At 64.9% G+C, this 19,316-nt stretch carries 21 protein-coding genes; 12 read left to right on the top strand and 9 right to left on the bottom strand.

The genetic code is table 11. The features are described 5' to 3' along the window. Positions 1–163 precede the first annotated feature (163 nt). From K6T36_RS02830 to K6T36_RS02815, 4 genes are all read left to right on the top strand, one after another. Positions 164–1,156 (top strand): DUF7351 domain-containing protein, encoded by a 993-nt coding sequence (locus tag K6T36_RS02830; protein WP_222922510.1) that lies wholly within the window; start codon positions 164–166, stop codon positions 1,154–1,156. 129 nt (positions 1,157–1,285) lie between these two features. Beyond that, positions 1,286–1,981: a cupin domain-containing protein gene (locus K6T36_RS02825; RefSeq protein ID WP_222922509.1), complete on the top strand. Its 696-nt coding sequence runs from the start codon at positions 1,286–1,288 to the stop codon at positions 1,979–1,981. Continuing rightward, positions 1,981–2,469, top strand: coding sequence for a hypothetical protein (locus tag K6T36_RS02820; protein ID WP_222922508.1), 489 nt, complete (start codon positions 1,981–1,983; stop codon positions 2,467–2,469). The genes K6T36_RS02825 and K6T36_RS02820 overlap by 1 nt, the downstream gene beginning before the upstream one ends. Further along, entirely contained in the window at positions 2,466–2,780 is a 315-nt protein-coding gene (locus tag K6T36_RS02815; RefSeq protein WP_222922507.1) for a cupredoxin domain-containing protein, read from the top strand. The genes K6T36_RS02820 and K6T36_RS02815 overlap by 4 nt, the downstream gene beginning before the upstream one ends. Positions 2,781–2,980: 200 nt before the next feature. On the opposite strand, the gene K6T36_RS02810 is transcribed toward K6T36_RS02815, so the two are convergent. The 5 genes from K6T36_RS02810 to K6T36_RS02790 all read right to left on the bottom strand — a co-directional run bounded on the left by K6T36_RS02810 (position 2,981) and on the right by K6T36_RS02790 (position 7,869). After that, positions 2,981–3,319, bottom strand: a complete 339-nt coding sequence (locus K6T36_RS02810; protein WP_222923334.1) for a chorismate mutase — start codon at positions 3,317–3,319, stop codon at positions 2,981–2,983. 29 nt (positions 3,320–3,348) lie between these two features. Further along, the gene (locus tag K6T36_RS02805) at positions 3,349–4,224 is read right to left on the bottom strand and encodes a shikimate kinase (protein WP_222922506.1); all 876 of its coding nucleotides are present in this window, start codon (positions 4,222–4,224) and stop codon (positions 3,349–3,351) included. Between the two features lie 392 nt (positions 4,225–4,616). Then, positions 4,617–5,483: a carbohydrate ABC transporter permease gene (locus K6T36_RS02800; protein ID WP_222922505.1), complete on the bottom strand. Its 867-nt coding sequence runs from the start codon at positions 5,481–5,483 to the stop codon at positions 4,617–4,619. Continuing rightward, complete coding sequence (locus tag K6T36_RS02795; RefSeq protein WP_222922504.1) at positions 5,483–6,502, bottom strand: carbohydrate ABC transporter permease; 1,020 nt, start codon at positions 6,500–6,502, stop codon at positions 5,483–5,485. The genes K6T36_RS02800 and K6T36_RS02795 overlap by 1 nt, the downstream gene beginning before the upstream one ends. Positions 6,503–6,507: 5 nt before the next feature. Further along, complete coding sequence (locus K6T36_RS02790; RefSeq protein WP_222922503.1) at positions 6,508–7,869, bottom strand: ABC transporter substrate-binding protein; 1,362 nt, start codon at positions 7,867–7,869, stop codon at positions 6,508–6,510. A gap of 107 nt (positions 7,870–7,976) precedes the next feature. On the opposite strand from K6T36_RS02790, the gene K6T36_RS02785 reads away from it, so the two are divergent. The 7 genes from K6T36_RS02785 (at position 7,977) to K6T36_RS02755 (ending at position 15,164) form a co-directional block, all read left to right on the top strand. After that, positions 7,977–9,911, top strand: coding sequence for an amylo-alpha-1,6-glucosidase (locus tag K6T36_RS02785; RefSeq protein ID WP_222922502.1), 1,935 nt, complete (start codon positions 7,977–7,979; stop codon positions 9,909–9,911). Positions 9,912–9,938: 27 nt separating this feature from the next. Continuing rightward, the gene (locus tag K6T36_RS02780; RefSeq protein WP_222922501.1) at positions 9,939–10,631 is read left to right on the top strand and encodes a YesL family protein; all 693 of its coding nucleotides are present in this window, start codon (positions 9,939–9,941) and stop codon (positions 10,629–10,631) included. Next, positions 10,628–11,077, top strand: a complete 450-nt coding sequence (locus K6T36_RS02775; RefSeq protein WP_222922500.1) for a hypothetical protein — start codon at positions 10,628–10,630, stop codon at positions 11,075–11,077. The genes K6T36_RS02780 and K6T36_RS02775 overlap by 4 nt, the downstream gene beginning before the upstream one ends. A 61-nt stretch (positions 11,078–11,138) precedes the next feature. Continuing rightward, positions 11,139–12,299, top strand: coding sequence for an ABC transporter ATP-binding protein (locus tag K6T36_RS02770; protein ID WP_222922499.1), 1,161 nt, complete (start codon positions 11,139–11,141; stop codon positions 12,297–12,299). 24 nt (positions 12,300–12,323) lie between these two features. Continuing rightward, the gene (locus tag K6T36_RS02765; RefSeq protein WP_222922498.1) at positions 12,324–13,388 is read left to right on the top strand and encodes a TrmB family transcriptional regulator; all 1,065 of its coding nucleotides are present in this window, start codon (positions 12,324–12,326) and stop codon (positions 13,386–13,388) included. 268 nt (positions 13,389–13,656) lie between these two features. After that, a complete protein-coding gene (locus K6T36_RS02760) occupies positions 13,657–13,986 on the top strand; it encodes a hypothetical protein (RefSeq protein WP_222922497.1) in 330 nt (109 codons plus the stop codon). A gap of 155 nt (positions 13,987–14,141) precedes the next feature. After that, the gene (locus tag K6T36_RS02755; protein WP_222922496.1) at positions 14,142–15,164 is read left to right on the top strand and encodes a DUF5305 family protein; all 1,023 of its coding nucleotides are present in this window, start codon (positions 14,142–14,144) and stop codon (positions 15,162–15,164) included. 27 nt (positions 15,165–15,191) lie between these two features. On the opposite strand, the gene K6T36_RS02750 is transcribed toward K6T36_RS02755, so the two are convergent. The 4 genes from K6T36_RS02750 to K6T36_RS02735 form a co-directional block, all read right to left on the bottom strand. After that, on the bottom strand, positions 15,192–15,755 hold the full coding sequence (locus K6T36_RS02750) for a DUF7344 domain-containing protein (protein WP_222922495.1): 564 nt from the start codon (positions 15,753–15,755) through the stop codon (positions 15,192–15,194). A 119-nt stretch (positions 15,756–15,874) separates the two neighbouring features. Continuing rightward, positions 15,875–16,480, bottom strand: a complete 606-nt coding sequence (locus K6T36_RS02745) for a hypothetical protein (RefSeq protein WP_222922494.1) — start codon at positions 16,478–16,480, stop codon at positions 15,875–15,877. A gap of 12 nt (positions 16,481–16,492) precedes the next feature. Next, on the bottom strand, positions 16,493–17,200 hold the full coding sequence (locus K6T36_RS02740) for a hypothetical protein (RefSeq protein WP_222922493.1): 708 nt from the start codon (positions 17,198–17,200) through the stop codon (positions 16,493–16,495). A gap of 38 nt (positions 17,201–17,238) precedes the next feature. Next, on the bottom strand, positions 17,239–17,814 hold the full coding sequence (locus K6T36_RS02735; protein ID WP_222922492.1) for a hypothetical protein: 576 nt from the start codon (positions 17,812–17,814) through the stop codon (positions 17,239–17,241). Between the two features lie 281 nt (positions 17,815–18,095). On the opposite strand from K6T36_RS02735, the gene K6T36_RS02730 reads away from it, so the two are divergent. Then, positions 18,096–19,253, top strand: a complete 1,158-nt coding sequence (locus K6T36_RS02730) for a signal peptidase I (protein ID WP_222922491.1) — start codon at positions 18,096–18,098, stop codon at positions 19,251–19,253. Positions 19,254–19,316: the final 63 nt, after the last annotated feature.

The raw sequence follows: 19,316 nt of genomic DNA, 5'->3' as shown, positions 1-19,316 counted from the left end.
GAGAGCGTCTATTTTGTCCGTATATAAAAGAGCCTCCGCCACCGGCGGTGACGTCTCGTCGATATCTCCGTTGGATAGGTTTAGCGAATGTGTTCCCACTTTCTCGGACCCCCACCGACAGTCTGAAAGTACACTTAATGAGTGTGCCCTGTGCATTGATAGCATGGATCAGACTCGATTCACTCCCGATCTCGAACTGGACGGACTCTCCCCGGAGGAGGCATTCGCTGTTCTGGGGAACGAAATACGGCTAGACATCATCCGGGTACTCTGGCGGGCAGGAGCCGCCTACGAATACGACGACGGCTCTGACACCGTCGAGACGCTGTCGTACTCTGAGTTACAAACCGAGATCGAGGTCGACGACAACGGGAAGTTCAACTACCACCTTTCGAAACTCTCCCCCCATTTCGTCCGACGAACTGACGACGGATATCGGTTGAGCAGTGCGGGTAAGCGGATCGCCAGAACGGTGATAGCCGTGTCTGGAGCGGGAACCCTCGAGTTCTCCCAGGAACTCGATGAGAGGTGCCCGTTATGCGGGGCAGCCGTTGCGGTCACCTACGAGGATCAGTGGCTCCGAGTCAGGTGTACTGAGTGCTATGGATTGTTCGGTGACCACGCGCCGACTGGGACGCTCTTCCTCACGAGCTATCCAGCAGGAGGTCTGACGACTCGTGACTCTGAGCAAGCACTCGCAGCCGGACTGTACCGGTGTGCCCTGGACATAACCTATCTGATGTACGGTATCTGTCGCGAGTGTGCAGGACGGATCTCGTCGTCGGTGACGGTCTGTGACGCGCACGACAGCGAGGGTCAGCCCTGCGACACCTGTGGGACACCGTTCCCGGTTTGGGCAGACATGAAGTGTGAGAACTGTAGGTTCGCCAAGCGGTTACCGGTCGAGATGTTTACCACTGGTCTCGTCTTGGCGACCGAACTGACAGGCGATCCCGAGCTAGACATAGACTCACCGACGGTCAACGGGGCTATCCAACTGCTTCAGAACAACGTCGAGACCGACGTCTCGACGAAGCCCATCCGCGTATCGGTTAGTCTCGAGGTGGAGACGACGGCGTTCACTCTCACGTTGGACGACGAGATGAATATCGTCGAGTTCGACCGGGAGCCACGGACTGACACCGTTGTTTCGTAATCCGGACAGGTCTATCGTCGGTAGAGAAATGTTTCTCTCCTAATACATAAGTCGGTCTCAGCGCTACCACTAGCTGCTCGTAGCAGAGCAGAACCCGGCACTGTGGCGTCCGTTACGCGGAGGTGCCTCGTGGCGACACAAGCGGCGGAACGGACGGCACAGGAGGTGACGAATGACGATGACAAGCAAATCGATGCCGACCAGCCTGCATATCACGGGGGTAACTCCATGGCGGCAGTAGACCGTAGCAAGCAGGATCGCGTCCTCGATTGGGGCGGTTTCCCCGGCCGCTGGGAAATCATGCGTTCGACGGCGGACACGGGCGGGGAACTGCTGGAAATGCGATTCGAGATCGAAGACGTCCCCGACGAGGGCCCGTTCGTCCACACCCATCCACACGCCGAGGAGCGCTACGAGGTGGTTTCAGGTGTGCTGGAAGTGTACGCGGAGGGGGAATGGATGGAGCTAACGGTCGGTGAGGAACACACTGTCCCTCCAGGCACAGCCCATACGTTCAGGAACACGACCCCCGTCGAGATCGTGAACGTCCACGAACCCGCCCTTCAGCACGAGGCGTTCTTCCGGCGGTTCCATCAGCTCGTCACGGAGCGGGATGTGTCACTCCCGCCGGAGGAGTTCACCGACATCCTGCAGATCGCGATGCTGACGACGGAACACGAGGAGGATATCTATGCGGTGAGCCCGCCGCATTGGGTCTTCAAAGCCCTGACTGTCCTCGGCCGTGTGTTTGGCTACCGCTTGCCCGACTCCCAGACGATACAGGTGTCACGAACGAGCGATTCGCCCGAAAGCAGAACCCAATAATGACACGATCAGCGGATTATCCAACGGAGAACCCAGACGTATCGAACAGTGAACCGATCTGGCGACGCAGAACAGTCCTCACAGCGACCGGTCTCGGCGCGGCGCTCCCGATATTCGGAGTCGTTGCTACGGCGGAGCGGAATCCTGCTGAGCCCCACGGCCAGCATGGCGGGACCGACGAAACCGACCCACCGACGATCCACACGCACTTCGGCTATTCAGGGACGAGCGACGACGAAATTCCGAACCGGTTGGAGCCGGATGAAACCGTCGAACTCCACGTCGACGAGGACAAAATCGACGATACGAACCTCCCGGCCCTGACGGTCGAGTTCGGTGCGTTCCACTTCGCCCCCGTAGGGCTTCACGTGGAGCCCGGGGCGATCGTCGAATTCGGTTTCAACACGCCGGAGCACACGGTGACGGCATACCACCCCGGTCAAGAGCGCCAGCAACGCGTCCCCGACGGCGTTCCGGCGTTCTCATGACGGTCAACGAGCACCACGGGTTCTGGCTCTATCGCTTCGAGGAAGAAGGCGTGTACGACCTGTTCTGTGCCCCCCACGAATGGGCTGGGATGGGTATGCGAATCGTCGTCGGGGACGATCCCGGCGAGGTCATACGGGCTCCTGGCCGTCCACCGCTTCCGATGAGCGGTGCACTCCTCGGAACGGGAGTAGACGGGGATATCGGCCATCCAGACATGGAACCGCAGAACATCATCGACAACGGGCCGATCTCCGGGCACGACCTGGACATCGATCTCGAGGTATCGATAACGGCCCCGAGTCCGACCTGATCTCTCGCCTATTTTGACCTCTGCGTTCCGTGAACGAGTAGAAATGAGCGAAGGATACAGTTCCCGAATCCTGGGCGCGACGCCAATCCGGTGAAAGACTTCTGTGGTATCGATCGTCGATCGACGAGCGAAAGAGGTATTATTGGAAGAAGGATCAATTGCTTGAACAACAATAGCTGCCTTGAAGCGCGCGAGTTCGGCTACCGGCTCTCCCGCTGTTCCACCTTGTTCAACTCGATCAACAGCCGGAAGATCGCCTTCACGAGGTTCGCGTCCACCTCGAAGCGCTCGGCGTTCTCGCCGGCACGGTCCATCACGGCCTGCTCCTGGGTCTCGTCGGTCGTCGGCAGGTCGCGACGCTCCTTCACCTCGGCGATGGTGTCGGCGACGTACGTCCGCCGGGCGATGAGTTCGACCAACTCGCGGTCGATGTCGGCGATCTCCTCGCGCAGTTCGTCCAGGCTCATCTCCTCGAGCTCGGCCGGTACGTCGTCTGTCTCCCGCGTCTCGTCGGTCTGGTCGGTGTCCTCGTAGCTCATGGTTTCGGTGTCGTCGTATCGCGTGTCGCTCACAGCACCCGCGTCCCGGTCTCGCGCGTCCGGGTCAGCCGCGTCTCGCCGTCCCGGTCCTCCCACCGCTCGCGCACCGCCGTCAGCGCCCCGCGGTCGCCGACGGCGACGACGCTCGGGCCGGTCCCCGACAGCGAGACGCCGGCGCAGTCGGCCATCGCCTCGACCGCGGGGTCGGTCGGGAACCCCAGCGCCGCGGAGAAGGCGAGGCCGTTCACCGTCATCGCCCGCGCGTATTCGCCGTCGAGCGCCAGTTCGGTCGCGAGCTCCGCCATCGGCGCGACGCGCTCGCACGCGGCGGTGTCCGCGTCGGCCGAGTACGCCCGTTCCGGTGGCGTCCACACCAGCGCGTGCTCGGCGAACGGGTCGTCGCGAGCGAGGAGCTCGTCCTCGCGGTTGTCGGTGACGGTGACGCCGCCGAGCATCGACGCCGAGGCGTCGTCGAACGCGCCCGTCACGGTGACGCCGGCGTCGCGCGCGGCGCGCACGCCGACGCGGCACGCCTCCGTCTTCGTCACGTCGGCGTCCGGGTCGTTCGCGACTTCCAGCCCGAGCGCCGACAGCGTCGCCACCACGGTCGCGTTCGCGGCCGCGCTCGAACTCTTCAGCCCCGCGGCGGTCGGCACCTCGCTTTCGGTCTCGACGGCGCCGCCCTCGTCGGCGCCGTAGCGGTCGACGACGCGCTCGACGCACCGCTCGATCAGCGTCGTGTCGCCGTCGGGTGCGCCGGCGATGGCGCCGGTCACGCCCTCGGCGTCGGGGTCGAGTTCGACCGTCGCGGTCGTCTCCAGATCCAGCGCGAACGCGGCGCCGCGGCCCGTCGCGAGGGCGTTGACGACGGTTCCGGCGCCCGGCGCGGCGGCGCGTCCTTCCATGAATCGACGCGCGCGTTCGTCGGGGTAAAGGATGGCGGTCGTGTCAACATCGCGGTCGCGGGTGAGAACAGGGGCGTCCGAAGCCACCCGACGGGCGGCGATCAGAATCGGCGATCCTCGGCTCACGTCGGACACACGATGATCACGGGGATCGTCGGCCACCGCGACCCGGTCCCTCCGTCGGCGTGTCTCGAAGCGTATGCGGCTCACGCTCCGCCGATCGTTGTCGAGGAGGTGAGGGAGACTCCTCCCACGACGACGATCATGAGAGCACGCGAAGCCACCCACCGCGAGCGAGCGCAGCAAAAGCTGGGTGGGTGGCAGCCATAGCACGGCCGTCGAAAACGGAAACGGATCGATCCTGAGTCAATGGGGGCGTTCTTGGCCCCCCGTCACCCCTTCATCCCGGAGAGACTCATCCCCTGGATGAAGTAGTTCTGGGCGGCCAGGAACGCGACAATCACCGGCGCGACGATGATCAGCGCGGCGGCCATCATCAGCCCCCACTCTGCGAAGTACTGGTTCCGAACCGCGAACAACGCGATCGGGAGCGTGTACATCTCCGCGTCGTTCGCGATGATGAGCGGCCACTGGAAGTTGTTCCAGGCGCCCATGAACGTGAAGATGCCCAGCGTCGCCAACGCTGGCTTCGCCAGGGGCAGGTACACCTTGTAGAAGGTTTGGAACTCGTTACAGCCGTCGATCTTCGCGGCGTCGCCCAGCGCCGACGGCAGGCTCTTGAAGTGCTGCCGGAGCAGGAAGATCCCCAACGGCTGGGCGACGAGCGGGGCGATCAGTCCCTGATAGGTGTTGACCCACCCCAGTTCGACCAGGAGGAGGTACACCGGGATCAGCGTGACCATCCCCGGGATCATCATCGTCGAGATGAACCCGAGGAAGATCTTCTCACGGCCCCAGAAGTCGACCTTCGCGAGCGCGTACCCCGCCAGCGAGTCGAAGGTGAGGTTGAACGCGGTCACCGCACCCGCGAACAGCATCGTGTTGAGGAACCACCGGACGAGCAGGATGTCCGGCCGCTCCCAGAGAGTGATGAAGTTCTGAAGCGTGAACTCCGCCGGGATGAACGAGACCGTGGCGGCCGTCGGCGACGCCGACAGCGAGGTCGTGAGCGTCCACCAGAACGGCAGCGTCATCCACAGCGCACCCGCGGTCACGAGCAGGTACAGTACCGTCGTCTTCGACCAGTAGCTGACGCCGCTGCGCTCGTAGCCGGGGTACTCGTAGTCGGACCGGGCCATCAGTAGTCCACCTCCGTTTCCTCGCGGTACCGGTACTGGTAGTAGCTGAACGCGAAGATCAGGAGGAACAGCAGGAACGCCATCGCGGCGCCCTCACCGAAGGCGCCCTCCTCGAAGGCGCGCTGGTAGATGAGCAGCACCGTCGTCGTCGTCGCGTACACCGGACCGCCCTGGGAGAAGACCAGCGCGATGCCGAACACCTGAAACGCGGAGATGATCGCCATCACGAACACGAAGAAGTTGGTGTTACCCAGGCTGGGCCACGTGACGTGGCGGAAGCGGTGCCAGCGGCTCGCGCCGTCGATCCGGGCGGCCTCGTACAGCTCCTCGGGGATGTTCTGGAGTCCCGCGAGGAAGAAGATCATGTTCGAGCCGATCCCGCCCCAGATGGCCATCAGCATGACGCCGCCGAGGGCGGTCCCCGGGTCCCCCGCCCAGTTGTGTTCGAGGAACGTGGGGAGGATCCCGTTGATCACGCCGTCGCCGGCGAGGAACCACCGCCACATGACCGCGGAGGCGGCACCCGACAACATCACCGGCATGAAGTAGGCGGCACGGTACGCCTTCCTGAGTCGGACCCGCTTGTCGAGCATGAGCGCGACCGCGAGGCCGCCGAAGATCTGCAGCGGCACGGTCCCGATCGCGTAGACGAACGTGTTCTTCAGCGAGTACCACCACAGGCTGGCCGATGGGTCGGTGAACACCTCCGGACGCCACTGGAGACTCCCGTCGGCGTAGCTTATCGGGAGCGGCTCGAGGACATCGACGTAGTTTCCGATGCCCGTCCACTCGCCTGCGCCGGCGAGGATGCTCCACTCCTGGAACGAGACGTAGAAGGCGAACAGGACCGGCCCCAACAGGAACAGCGAGAAGACGACGATGTTGGGGGCGATGAACGCGAACCCCATCAGGTTGTTCTGGTCCTCGGTGATACCGGCGTACCCCTTCAGGTCGTGCAGCGCAGTCCGGAGACGCTCGGCGGTGCGCTCCGCTGTGGACTGCAGGGGTTCCGTCGCCATACCGGTCAGAGAACCTCGGAGTTGATCTTCCCCTGGGCCGTCGAGAGCGCATCGGACGGCGATTTCTCGCCGAGCATCGCGGCCTCGAGCTGCGGGCGGATCCGGTTGGCGATCGCCTCGCTGTTCGGACCGAACGAGAAGGGGCGTGACCACTCGCCGGCCTCGAGCAGCGTCCGCCGTCGCGGGTGGTCGTCGTAGTACTCGAGCTCGCTGTGGGACTTCCGCGCGGAGAGGGCCAGCCCCTTGCGTGCCCACTGGGCCATCCCCTCGTCGCTCGTCAGACTCCGGATCAGTTCCTTCGACCCCGCGGCCGAACTCGTGTTCGCGGAGGCGCTGTAGGAAACAGTGTACGCGATCGTCGCCCGCTCGCCGTCGCTGGGAGTCGGGAGGTGTGCCACGTCAACGTTCTCGTTGATGTCGGGGTTGTTCTCGTAGCCCTCGAGGAAGGGAAGCCCCCACGGGCCGAGAACTGCAGTTGCGACCTCACCACTCGCGAGGGCGGCGCCGTGCCACCCGGATCCCAGATCGCTCGGAACCGCCAGCAGGCCGTCCTCCTTGAGCCCGACCAGGAACTCGAGCGCCTCGACGCCCGAGTCGGACGCGAAGACGGCTTCGCTGCCGTCGTCCGAGAGCACCTGCCCGCCGTTCTGATAGAGGAACGCCCACCACGCACGACCGTTCGCGTACTCGATCATCGGCGCCTTGAAGTTCTCGTCGGAGACGTTGTCGTCGAGCGCCGACAGCGCGTCGGACAGTTCGGACCACGTCTCTGGGACGCCGACGTCCGCCTCCTCGAACATCGCGGTGTTGTGGAACAACCCGAGCGTCGAGAAGTCCTTGGGGATCCCGTAGAGGCTCCCGTCGTAGCGGAACGCGTCCAGCAACGGCTGGAAGAAGTCGTCCGTGTCGAACGAGTCGGCGGCCGCGAGGTCATCGAGCGGAAGCAGCACGTCCGCGTCCGCGAACGAAGAGAAGTACCCCGAATCGACGTAGAACACGTCGGGGGCGTTCCCGGCACCGAGTTGCGTCCGCAGCTTCTGTTTGTACTTCGACTGGATCGCGTTGTACTCGACGTCGATCCCGTCGTGTTCGTCGTTGAAGTCGGTGACCAACTCGTCCAGCAACGCCGACTCCTCGTTGTTCGCGGCCCAGCCGGAAAGCGTCAGCTCCGCCGACACCGGCGTGGGCGTCCCCTCCGTCGTCGACTCGCCGCCGCCGTTCCCGTCGCCCGACCCGTCCGAGCCGCCGTTCTGGCCGCCGCCGCCACCGGAGGTGCAGCCCGCCAGGACACCTGTCGCACCGACCGCGCCGAGCCCGGCGATGACGCGTCGCCGCGTGCTCCCGTCGTTCCTGCTATCGTCTGTCATGCTCGTTCACCACGTATGAGTATTCATACTAATATCTTGTGGCTAGCGAACTACTGTAGTAGTAACAGCCGGTGCGTTTAACTACGGCCTTTCCAATAGCGAAACCGATGAAGCGCGACAGCACGGTCGTCTCCGGGTCGACGTTCCTCGTAACGGATGGCGAGGGACAGCCGACTCGAGAGCACGACGGGTTCTACCATCGCGATACTCGCCATCTCGATCGCTACGAGCTCTCGCTCGGTCCGGAACTCGAGACGCTGGACGTCACCGACCGTCGACCGGGGGAACGGTTGCTCCACCTCGGCACGCCGCTGGATACCGGGTCCCGCGAGTTCCACGTGTCTCGCAGGCAGTTCGTGACGGACGGGCTCTTCGAGCGGGTTTCGATATCGAACCTCACCGACGAGCCGGCCGAGACCGAGGTCCTGCTATCGGTTGGATCGTGTTTCGACGACCTGTTCGAGGTTCGGGGGATGGTCGCCGACGTCGACCGGACGGTTCACACGACCACGACGGACCGTGGACTCTCGTTCACGTACGCCCCGTCGGACATCGAGTTTCGCCGACGCGTCTCGGTCGAGGTGGGGGGAGACGACGCGGTTTCGGTAACGACGCGGAACGGAACGGCCCGCGGGGACGGGACGGTGGTCGTCGATCTCGAACTCGATGCGCGGGAAACCCTCTCGCTTCCGGTCGCCGTGACCGTCGACGGGCGGCCGGACGATCCGGCGGCGGCGGTCGACGCCGCAGGGGAGGACGTTCGCGAGCGAAATCGAACGTGGCAGACGGAGACGTCGCTCGCCCGTCCCGAGGAGGCGTGGGAAGACGTGTTGATCGAGAGTCGCGAAAACCTCCTCGAACTGCGCCAGGAGACGGAACACGGGTCGATCCTCTCGGCGGGCGTTCCGTGGTTCGCGACCGCGTTCGGTCGCGATTCGCTCATCGCGGCGTATCAATCCCTGTCGCTGTCGACGACCATCGCCAAGGGGACGTGTCGGTACCTCGCCGCGCAGCAAGCGACGCGAACCGACCCGGCGGTGGACGCCGAGCCCGGGAAGATCCTCCACGAGGTCCGCCACGGGGAGCTCGCCGCACGTGAGCTGGTCCCACACCGTCCGTATTACGGGACGATAGACGCGACACCGCTGTTCGTCGTGCTCGTGCACGAGGTGTGGCAACGAACGGGCGACGACGAGTTCCTGACGGAGCTGTGGCCCGCGGTGAGCCGCGCCCTCACGTGGATCACCGGGGAGGTCGCCGACGGCGGGTTCCTCTCGTACCCTGTCGACGACGACCAGGAGGACGGCCAACTCCGTCATATCTCGTGGAAGGACAGCAACGACGGCATCGTCTACCCCGACGGCACCCACCCGAGCGGGGAGCTCGCGGTCGCCGAGGTACAGGGGTACGCGTACGACGCGCTCGACCGTGGCGCCGAGATCGCTCGTCAGGCCGACGAACACGCACGTTCGCGCGATCTACGGGAGGCTGCGACCAACCTCAAGGAGCGGTTCGACGTGACGTTCTGGCTCCCGGGCGAACGGTTCTACGCGGTCGGGATCGACGGCGACGGGACTCCGATCCCCTCCGTCACGACGAACCCGGGACACTGCCTCTGGAGCGGGATCGTCCCCGAGGAGCGTGCCGACGCCGTCGTGGACCGACTGCTCGAACCCGACATGTTCACCGGGTGGGGGATCCGGACGTTCGCGTCGAGTCACGAGGCCTACAACCCCCAGAGCTACCACCTCGGGAGCGTCTGGCCACACGACAACTCGCTCGTCGCCCTCGGGATGGCCCGATACGGGCGCACGGACGGCGCCCGCCGGATCGCGGAGGGCCTCATCGCCGCCGCACGGGCACGGGGGAACGACCGGCTGCCGGAGCTGTTCGCCGGCTTCGATCGAGGGAACACCGATATCCCCGTCACGTACGGGGAAGCGTGCGAGCCACAGGCGTGGGCCGCTGGGGCCCCGCTCGCCTGCCTCCAGGCGATCTCCGGCGACGAGATCGACACCGGGCACCCCAGGAGTAAGCACTAATGTACCCGGGCGCCCGGTGACCCTACTGTGAGTTCGCGCCCGACGCTCGACCCCGCCGGCGCGCTCGCGGCGTTCGGACGGGCCGCCTACTCGGACCTGACGAGCGTCGTCGCGCTCAGTCTGCTCTTCAGTGTCGCCGCGATCCCGGTCGTGACGCTCGGGCCCGCGATCATCGCGATCGTGGCCGCGACTCACGAGGGTGTGACCGAGCGTACGGCGGGCGGTCGGACGACCGAACGGGAGCGGATCGGCGTCTTCGTTCGGACGTTTCGCTCGGCGTTTCGCCGGGGGGCACTCCTGACGGCGCTGCCGGTCGCCGTCGCCGCCGTGACCGTGTGGTACGCCGGTACCGCCATCGCGAGTCGGAGCGGACCCCTCCTGATCGGGTCACTTCTCGGCGTCTACGCGTTCGTCGCGACGTTCGCGGTGGCGTTTCGCGCGGCGACGCTGTTGACACGCGAGGGAGCGCCGAGCACGCGGCACGCGCTGTGGGATGCGGCACGGCACCTGCTCGCGGCGCCCGCGTTCTCGGCGCTGCATGTGTTGTTCGTCGGGCTGGTGATCCTGATCTGTGTCGGACTGGGAGTCGCGGTGCCGCTGTTGCTCCCCGGGTTGCTCGCCGTACTGGAGGTGGTCGCGTACGAGGAAACCGCGGGCGGGGGCGCGATCCGGGTCGTCAAGGCGTATCAGGGGGAGTTACTCGTCGAGGGAGACCCGTGACCGATCGACAGATCCATATCGCGAGCGTCGTGCCGCTCGCGTTCGTCGCCGTCGCGTTCGGCTATCACCCGCTCGTCGCGGTTCCGTTGCTCGCGGGCGTGTTGCTCCCGGACGTGGACGCGATCGCCGAGCGATTCCACCGGTCCTGGGTGTGTCACACGCTCCTGATTCCGAGCACGGCGTACGTCCTCCTCGACCGGCTCGGCGTACTGACGTCGGCGAGTACGGTCGCGATCAACTTCGTGACGCTCGGAATGGCCGCCCATCTCGTCGCCGATTTCGTCTACCCACGGGAGATGACCCACGCCGGTGCGGGATGGCCCGTCCGACCGGTCGTCGTCTCCTCGCCGTGGGGACTCCTGTGGCTCGGGATCGCATGGACGGCCCAGTGGTTCGGCTACGTCGCCCCCGTGTTCGTCCCGTGGCTCGTCGGCTACGGCGCGTGACACAGCACACTACTACAGTAGTAACGACTAAGTCGATGCGACTGAAGGAGTGTGATAGGACATGGCACGAGCGGACCACTCACAGCGTCCCGCCGTCGAGTACGACGGGGTCACGAAGACCTTCGACTCCGACGGAGGGGAAGTCGTCGCGGTCGAGGATCTCGACATCCAGGTGCGGGACGGCGAGTTCCTCGTCCTCGTTGGTCCCTCCGGGTGCGGCAAGTCGACGACGCTTCGGTTGCTGGCCGGGCTCGAGACGATCACCGACGGCGAAGTCCGGGTCGGCGGCGAGGTCGTCAACGAGGCGAAGCCGAAGGACCGGGACATCGCGATGGTGTTCCAGAACTACGCGCTGTACCCGCACAAGACGGTGGCCGAGAACATGCGGTTCGGCCTCGAGATGACGAGCGACCTCCCGGACGACGCGATCGACGCCCGCGTCAACGAGACCGCCGAGATGCTCAGTATCACGGAGCTGCTCGATCGCCGCCCAGACGCGCTCTCCGGGGGGCAGAAACAACGGGTCGCGCTCGGCCGCGCGATCGTCCGGGAACCCGAAGTGTTCCTGATGGACGAGCCGCTGTCGAACCTCGACGCGAAGCTCCGGACCGAGATGCGGACGGAACTCCAGCAACTCCACGAGCAACTCGGCGTCGCGACGGTGTACGTGACACACGACCAGACCGAGGCGATGACGATGGGCGACCGCATCGCGGTGTTGAACGACGGCGCCCTCCAGCAACTCGGGACGCCCTTGGAGTGCTATCACGAACCGGCCAATCGGTTCGTCGCCGGGTTCATCGGGTCGCCGTCGATGAACTTCGTCGAGTTGGAGTACACCCCCCGGACAGGCGTGGGCCGTCGTGGCGATATCACGTACGAAGTCACGGACGAGCAGTCGACACAGCTCGGCGATCGCGGGCACGTTACGCTCGGGATCCGTCCCGAAGACATCGAGTTGGCCACCGAGACCGGGCCCGCGACGGTCGTCGCGAGCGTCGACGTCGTCGAGCCGATGGGGCGTGAGAACCTGCTCCACGTGAGTATCGACGATCGGGAAGTAGTTGCCTCCGTGTCCGGCGAATACGACATCTCGATCGGCCAGGACATCCGGCTTCGGTTCCCGCGCGACCGAATTCACATGTTCGACAGCGGCAGCGGCGAGACGATCTTCAATCGCGCGATGGAGACCGAGCGGCTCCCCGAGGGAGCCACGCTTTAATTCGCAACTGCGAAACAGTACTCCATGAATACAGACACGCTTCGCTCGACGCTCGAAGACGTCGGGCTCACGCAGTACGAGGCGAAGGCATACGTCGCGGTGCTGGAGTTGGGAAGCGCCTCGGCGACCGAGATCGCCGACGCGAGCGATGTCCCGCAGGCGCGGATCTACGACGTCCTCCGGAATCTCGAGGGGGAGGGATACGTCGAGACGTACGAGCAGGGGAGCTTACATGCACGTGCGCGCGACCCCGAGGACGTCGTCGAACGGTTGGATGCCTACGCGGAAACGGTGAGTACCGCCGGAGAGGAACTCAAAGATCGGTGGGAGGAGCCGAAAGTAGAGAACCACCGCGTCAGCGTGATCCGGCCGGTGTCGAGCGTGTACGACCGGGCTCGCGAACACATCGCCGACGCCCGAAACGAACTGGAGATCGCGATGACTCCCGATCGGTTCGAATCGTTCCGTGCGGACCTCGCTGCCGCCCTCGACCGCGGCGTCGTCGTGAAGGTGACGCTGACCGGGGTCGAGACGCTGCCGGACATCGATCTCGAGGGGGCAGTCACCGAAGCGCGGCACAGACGGCTCCCGACACCGTTTCTCGTGTTGGCCGACCGGATGTCCGCGTGCTTCACCCCCGAGGAGACGCCGCATCCGAGCCAGGAGTACGGCCTGCTGGTGAACGATTACTCGTTGTCGCGGATGTTCGACTGGTACTTCCAGACGGCGTTCTGGGAGCCGTGGCCCCTCGTCTACAGTGTCCGTGACGAGCAGTCCCCCCGCACCTACACGAACATCAGGGAGTGCATCCGGGCGATCCTTCCGGAGTTCGAGGCCGGAAAGGGGATCTTCGTGACGATCTACGGGCAATCCCGCCAGGACGGGTCCGACCGAGAAGTGACGGGGCAGGTCGTCGACATCACCTACACTCCCGGAAAGGGGGACGGTCCGGCCCTCGCCTCGTTCACTGACGAGGCCGTGCTCACGCTCGAAACGCCGGACGGGACGGTGTCCGTCGGCGGCTGGGGTGCGATGCTCGAGGATATCGAGGCACACCGCTTCGTTATCGAGGGCATCGAGACGACGTGACGACACGGAGCGGCGGCCGATCGCTCCGACTCGCCGTCCGGAACCGAGCCGACCGCCGGGAGGTGTCGACGATCCCGTATGGCTTCGTGAGACAGCACCGACACCCACCTCGGAATACTGTCAATAAACGAAACACTCACTATCAATGGGTTGTCTTGTCAATCCGGTGGATGGAGTGGGACGGCACGTCCGCAGATCTCGGGCCGCACGTGGGTCCACGGGCGGGAGACGGAGCCAGACGTTGTTGATACCGGGAGTCACGCTGCTGGTGTTCACGAAGATCGCGGACATGTGTACGACGGCGGTCGGTCTCCTCTATATCCCGGGGATCACGGAGCTCAATCCGATCGCCTCGGCGATATTCCACGAGATGGGGACGGTTACCGGCGTCGTCGTGTTCGGAGGGGTCGTCGTGTTCGCCGTCGCGATCGTCGTCGAGCTCGGCGCGTGTGAACTGTACCGGTGGACCGGCTCGCCGACCTGGCCCGTGCTCCTCCGTGGCGGGGCGTACGGGTCGGTGTCGTTCGTGTACGCCGCCGCCGCATATCAGAACGCCGTGCTGATCGCGAACCACGTTCATCTCGGGCTCCTGTTGTGACCCCTCGAACGCACACCGTGGAGCCCTTCGGGTGATCCGTGTGGAGAACCGACGGGTACGACACCTCTCACAGGAGAAACGTTTTTAGTGGCGATTCCGGTGGGTACCATGAGTGGGTACGAGTGGACATCACGGGACCGGGACGGGAGTGATCGATGGCGTTTGAAGACCGAGCCACGTACTTCATCGCACAGCGGGCCCGCCCGCTCGCCGTCTCGCTGGTGATCGCGGGGCTGCTCTGTCTCGTCGCCGCCGGGTACGTCTTCGCCACGCCGACCGTCGAGACCGTCTCCGAGGAGCGAAACGTCCAGTCCATGGAGACCGACGTCGATACCGAGGCGGTCGTCACCGGAAACACGACGCTGTACGATCGGGGGACGACGCTCAGGAATCGGTCGGTGTACTTCACGTCCGTCTCGCCGGAGTTGACGTTCGTCACCCGGACAAGCGGGCCGGACGGCCGGTTGGAGGCTGTCGGGCACACGCTCGCCATCGAGACGGTCGGGCTCCGGGACGACCGACCGTTCTTCTCGGAACGTCGAACGCTGATCGAGGCGACGTCCACGCCGACGAACGGAACGGTGACGCATCGAGCCACGGTCAACGTCAGCCGGATCCGTGAGGCGCTGTTGGCGAGACAGGCGGTGGTCGGCGGCGCCGGGCAGTTTCGAATAACCGTCGTCGTGAACACCACGTACGAAACCGACCGGTACGACGGGACGTACTCGACGACCACGCCGTTCGTCCTGTCGGGTCAGGCCTACTACCTCGAGGAGCAGCCGAGCGCCGAGGAAACCCGGTCGAGGACGGTGACCCGTGAGGTCCGACAGCCGCCGACACCGTTCGAGTACGGCGGTATCGGCGTGCTCGGGCTGGTGTTGATCCTCCTGAGCGCGACGGTCGTTCGGATCGAACGGACCGCCGACCCGGAAACCCTCCGCGTGAACATCGTTCACGACCGCAACGAGGAGTGGATCTCCCGGGGCGAGTTCCCGACGGAGTCGGACAAACAGTACATCTCGATCCTCACCCTGGAGGACCTCGTCGACGTGGCGATCGACTCCGGCCGTCGTGTCATCTTCGACCCTGAACTCGACGCGTACGCGGTGATCGACGGCGACGAGATCTACTATTACGCGCACGACGCCGAGGAGACCGACATGTGGCTGGAGTTCTGATCTCGAACCCGACGGTCCGCGTCGGGTTCAGGGGCGCTCGAACTCCTCGAACCGGTACCGGTGGTTCAGGTAGGTGTGATAGACCGCCGAGACGGCGAAGACGACCACGACCGCCGTCGGGTACACGAGCACCGACGGCGGATCGGTCGGCAGAAAGTCCAACCACAACGCGGCCAGAACGACGATCGACAGGAGGGACAGCCCCAGATAGTACACGCCCCACGAGATCGATCCCTCGGGAACGATATCGAGGTAGATGTTCAGCTGCCGTATCTGGTCGGTCAACTCGACGGTTCCGTTCTCGAAGTCGATGACGTTCGCCCGGTCGAGCCGGGGGAGATGGGTCTGCTGGAGGGACGTGTACACCGTCTTCCGCTCGCTGGAGGTGACGTCCGCGATCTCCTTGTCGTGTTCCCACGCGGCCACCTGTTCGGCGAGGTCGGCCAGTTGGACCGGCCCGTCCTGCATCTTGCAGTACCGGATCGCGTGGCGCCGACGCGGATTGCTGATGAGCTCGAATATCTCATCGCGGGAGAGGTCCCCCTCGCTCGTCTCCGCGGCGAGCAACCCGTCATCGCCGTGCTGTGCCATCGGGCTACCCTGCTACAGAGGTAAGAGACCCATAATTCCACCTATGTATTGGGGAGGTGACTATAATTAACGACCGGACGGATCGATAGAAGGGGACACTCCTGCCGGTTGTGCCGTCCTCAGCCGTCTCGCTCGGTGATGACGCGCAGCCGCACGTCGTACTCGCCGCTCGGGAGCGACGAGATCGTACCCGGCGCCGTCTCGGGGATGAGGTTCACCTGGACGCCGAAGGGGACGGACTCGCCGGGCCCGAGGACGCCGTCGGCGACGGTCGGGTCGTCGCTCGCAGCGAGGAGGTCGTCGCCGGACTCGCCGGTCGTGGCGAGGGGCTCCGATCCCGCGGTGACCACCAGCGCGGCCTCGATATCGGCGAGCGTCCCGTCGTCGAGCGTGTCGCTGGTCGCCTCGAACTCGAAGTAGATCCCCGTGAGGTCGGCCGTGGTCGCATTCGTGATGTCGACGATGTCCTCGAACCGGGTGATCGCGTGCCCGTTGACGCCCCGTTCCCCGCCCCCGGGCGTGATCGCTGTGACGTAGCCGTCGTCGTTCGTTCGAACGTGGATCGGCGGGTCGTTTGTCGGGGTGAGGGTGATCAGTTGTGGCGCGACGATACGGAAGTCGGCGTTGGTGCTGGATGCAACCGACGAGGAGGCACTCAACCCGACGACACCACCCGTCGCGACCGCGCTCCCGACCGCGACGAGGAATTGGCGTCGTCTGTGCATCGGGGCTACCGATTACTGGGAACTTCCCTGGGCGTTCGCAGTGACTTCCTCGATCAGGCTGTAGGAGGTACTGGAGAAGTCGTTCTCGGAGACGTCCTGATCGAACGTCCCGTCGTTCCCGAGGTTGTTCGTGAGCTCGGACAGGCCTGCGTCGATCGAGAGGGCGACTTCCTTGCTATCGGAGCTGTTCGGGAGAGAGAACCTGTTCGCGGGATCCGTACCACCACCGGTAGGCGAATACGTGGACGGACTCGAGTCCGTTTCTCCGTCGATCAGCTGGAACGCACTCTGGGCGACTGATTGATCGATGGTATCGTACTCGCCGCCGGTGACTGTCTCGCCGTACCCCGTGTACGTGAAGCCGACATCGTACGCCGTCGTGCTACTGTTGTTCGTGACGGTGAACACCGTTCCGACATCGCCCGGTGTTGTCCCGAGTTCCACCGCGACCTCGATCTGAACCATCCCGTCGGCGTCCGTGACGGCGACCTTGGGGAGGTCGCCGATCTCCAGTGCCCCGAAATCGATGGACGTACCGGTTTCGACCGGACTGCTCGAACTGCTTGGGGGATCGATGGTGATGTCCGCACCCGGAGCGACGACCCGGAAGCTACTGTCACCGTTACTACTGGTTACAGCGTCGACCGCACCCGTCCCCAGCGCCATTCCCGATCCGACACCGATCGTCCCGACCGCCGTGATGAACTTTCTTCGTTGCATTAGTATAGCGTTCTGTTATGTTCGGATTACTTGAATATTCAGGCTTCCTCTGCGACGATGGTGAGTCCGCCGGTGGACGCGTCGGAATCGTCGAGTGTGTCACTCCGCGTATCGATCTTCACGTCCAGTTCGGCGGAGTTCCCGGCGTCGATACTCTGGGTGGATCCGTCGTCGATGGAGTTCGCGTCCTGTTCGCCGACGTAGAACGTCACCTCCGCGACCGCGTCGCCCCCGTCCTCGATCAGCAGCGAGGCCGACCCGGCCGCTGCCGCGGTGTCAGCTCCGTCGGTCGACACGCCGACCGTCGCCGAGCTGTCGTCGGCGGCGTTGTTGGTGATCGTCACGACGCCGTCGAGCGTCGTCACCGCCTCCTGGTTGAATCCGTTGCTGTCGGGGCCACCCAGGTCGATCGTGAGCGTTCCGTCGCCGCTGTCGTCGGTGACGTACTGGTCGTCCCCCGTGATCGTGAGGAACGCGCTCGCGTCGCCTGCCGTACTGACTTCAACCGACCGCTCCGCACTCACGGTGGTAAACGCGCCCGTACTCACGAGGGCGCCGCCGCCCCCGACCACTGCACCGAGTCCGATCAGAATGTTGCGTCTGTTGATTCCCATAGTATCCTCTTACACAGCGTGTCTGTGTCTATAGTATTCCCTTACCCCCTACCCACTTTGTATTCACGTGCTTGAACGTCTCCAAGCTCTGCTGGAAACAGCTACAAGCAATCATATACCCGTTCAAGCCGAGCTTTCCACGCTTCGACGACCGTGTTCGGGGTCGACGACGCACCTAGAACGCGGACACGCACCATCGCTTCCGACGGACTTCGGTCGCGTCGGCGATGCGCGCACTTTCTGAGCAACGATTTAACGTATCCGGCCGTCAACTGGAGTTCGTGAAGCTCTCCGACGCGCTCCAGAACCTGGTGCTGCTCCTGTTGGTTCTGGGCGCGGGTGCGCTCCTGTTCGGCCAGGCGGCCGGCCAACCCGTCCTGCTGGGCTACGTCGAGACGGGGAGCATGGAGCCGACGCTTGAGCCGGGTGACGGGTTCATCGCCGTGCCCGCGGCGCTGACGCCGCCCCCGGAGGAGGGCGACGTCGTCGTGTTCGACGCCCAGGAGCTCCAGGGGGGCGGCCTCACGACACACCGGGTCGTCGGCGAAACGGAGGAGGGGTATATCACTCGCGGGGACGCCAACCCGTTTACCGATCAGGAGAGCGTCGAGCCGCCGGTCCCGGAGTCGCGGATCGTCGCCGAGGCGCTCCAAGTGAACGGGCAGGTGGTCGTCATTCCCAACCTCGGAACGGGAGTGCTCGCGATTCAGGGCGTAGCCACGGGGGCCATCGGCGTCGTCATGTCGACGTTGAACCTCGGGGCCCTGTTGCAGGGGGCGGGGCCGGCACAGTCGCTCGTGTGGGTCGGGATCGGACTGATCGTCGTGAGTCTGGTCACGGGATCCGCAGGCAGTGACCGCCGAACCAGTCGATCGCGGTCCCGCAAGGACTACGTTCGAACGTCGACGTTCCTGCTGGTGATCGTCCTGATCGTCGTGGCACCGGCGACCGCGAGCATGGTGGTGGCGTCGGGGACGACCTCCTTCGACATCGTCAGCTCACAGTCGCCGAACGACAACCCGCTCGTCGTCGGTGCCGGTGCCGAGACGACGATCGAGTACCGCGTCATCAACGACGGGTTCGTCCCGACGCTGACCGTGGTCGAACCGCAACACCCGGATCTGAGTGTCTCTCAGTCCGTGTTCGTCGTCCCGGCGCGCTCGGAACGAACGACGACCCTGCGTATCAGGGCGCCGGAGGAGACCGGCGCGTACAGCCGGGCGATCGGCGAGTGGCGGTACATTCCGGTGTTGCCGCGGTCAGTCATCCTCTCGTTACACGCGGTGCACCCGTACGTGGCGATCGCGGCGATCGACCTGTTCCTGGCCGGCGTCGCCGTGACGCTCGGCCTCCTCTCCGTCGGCGCCGGGCCGATCCGGCTCCGGTCGACCGGACGGAACATCACCATGGTCCAGCGGTTCAAACGGCGATTCCTGTGAGGCACGGAATGGGTCGGCTCGCTGGAGGGAACCCGGAGACGGCACGAACCGTGAGTCGGCTTC

The organism is Halobaculum roseum (genome assembly GCF_019880245.1).
GTDB lineage: Archaea > Halobacteriota > Halobacteria > Halobacteriales > Haloferacaceae > Halobaculum > Halobaculum roseum.
Note: the sequence above shows the minus strand (reverse complement) of the source record. Positions and strands in the feature narration are given on the sequence as shown.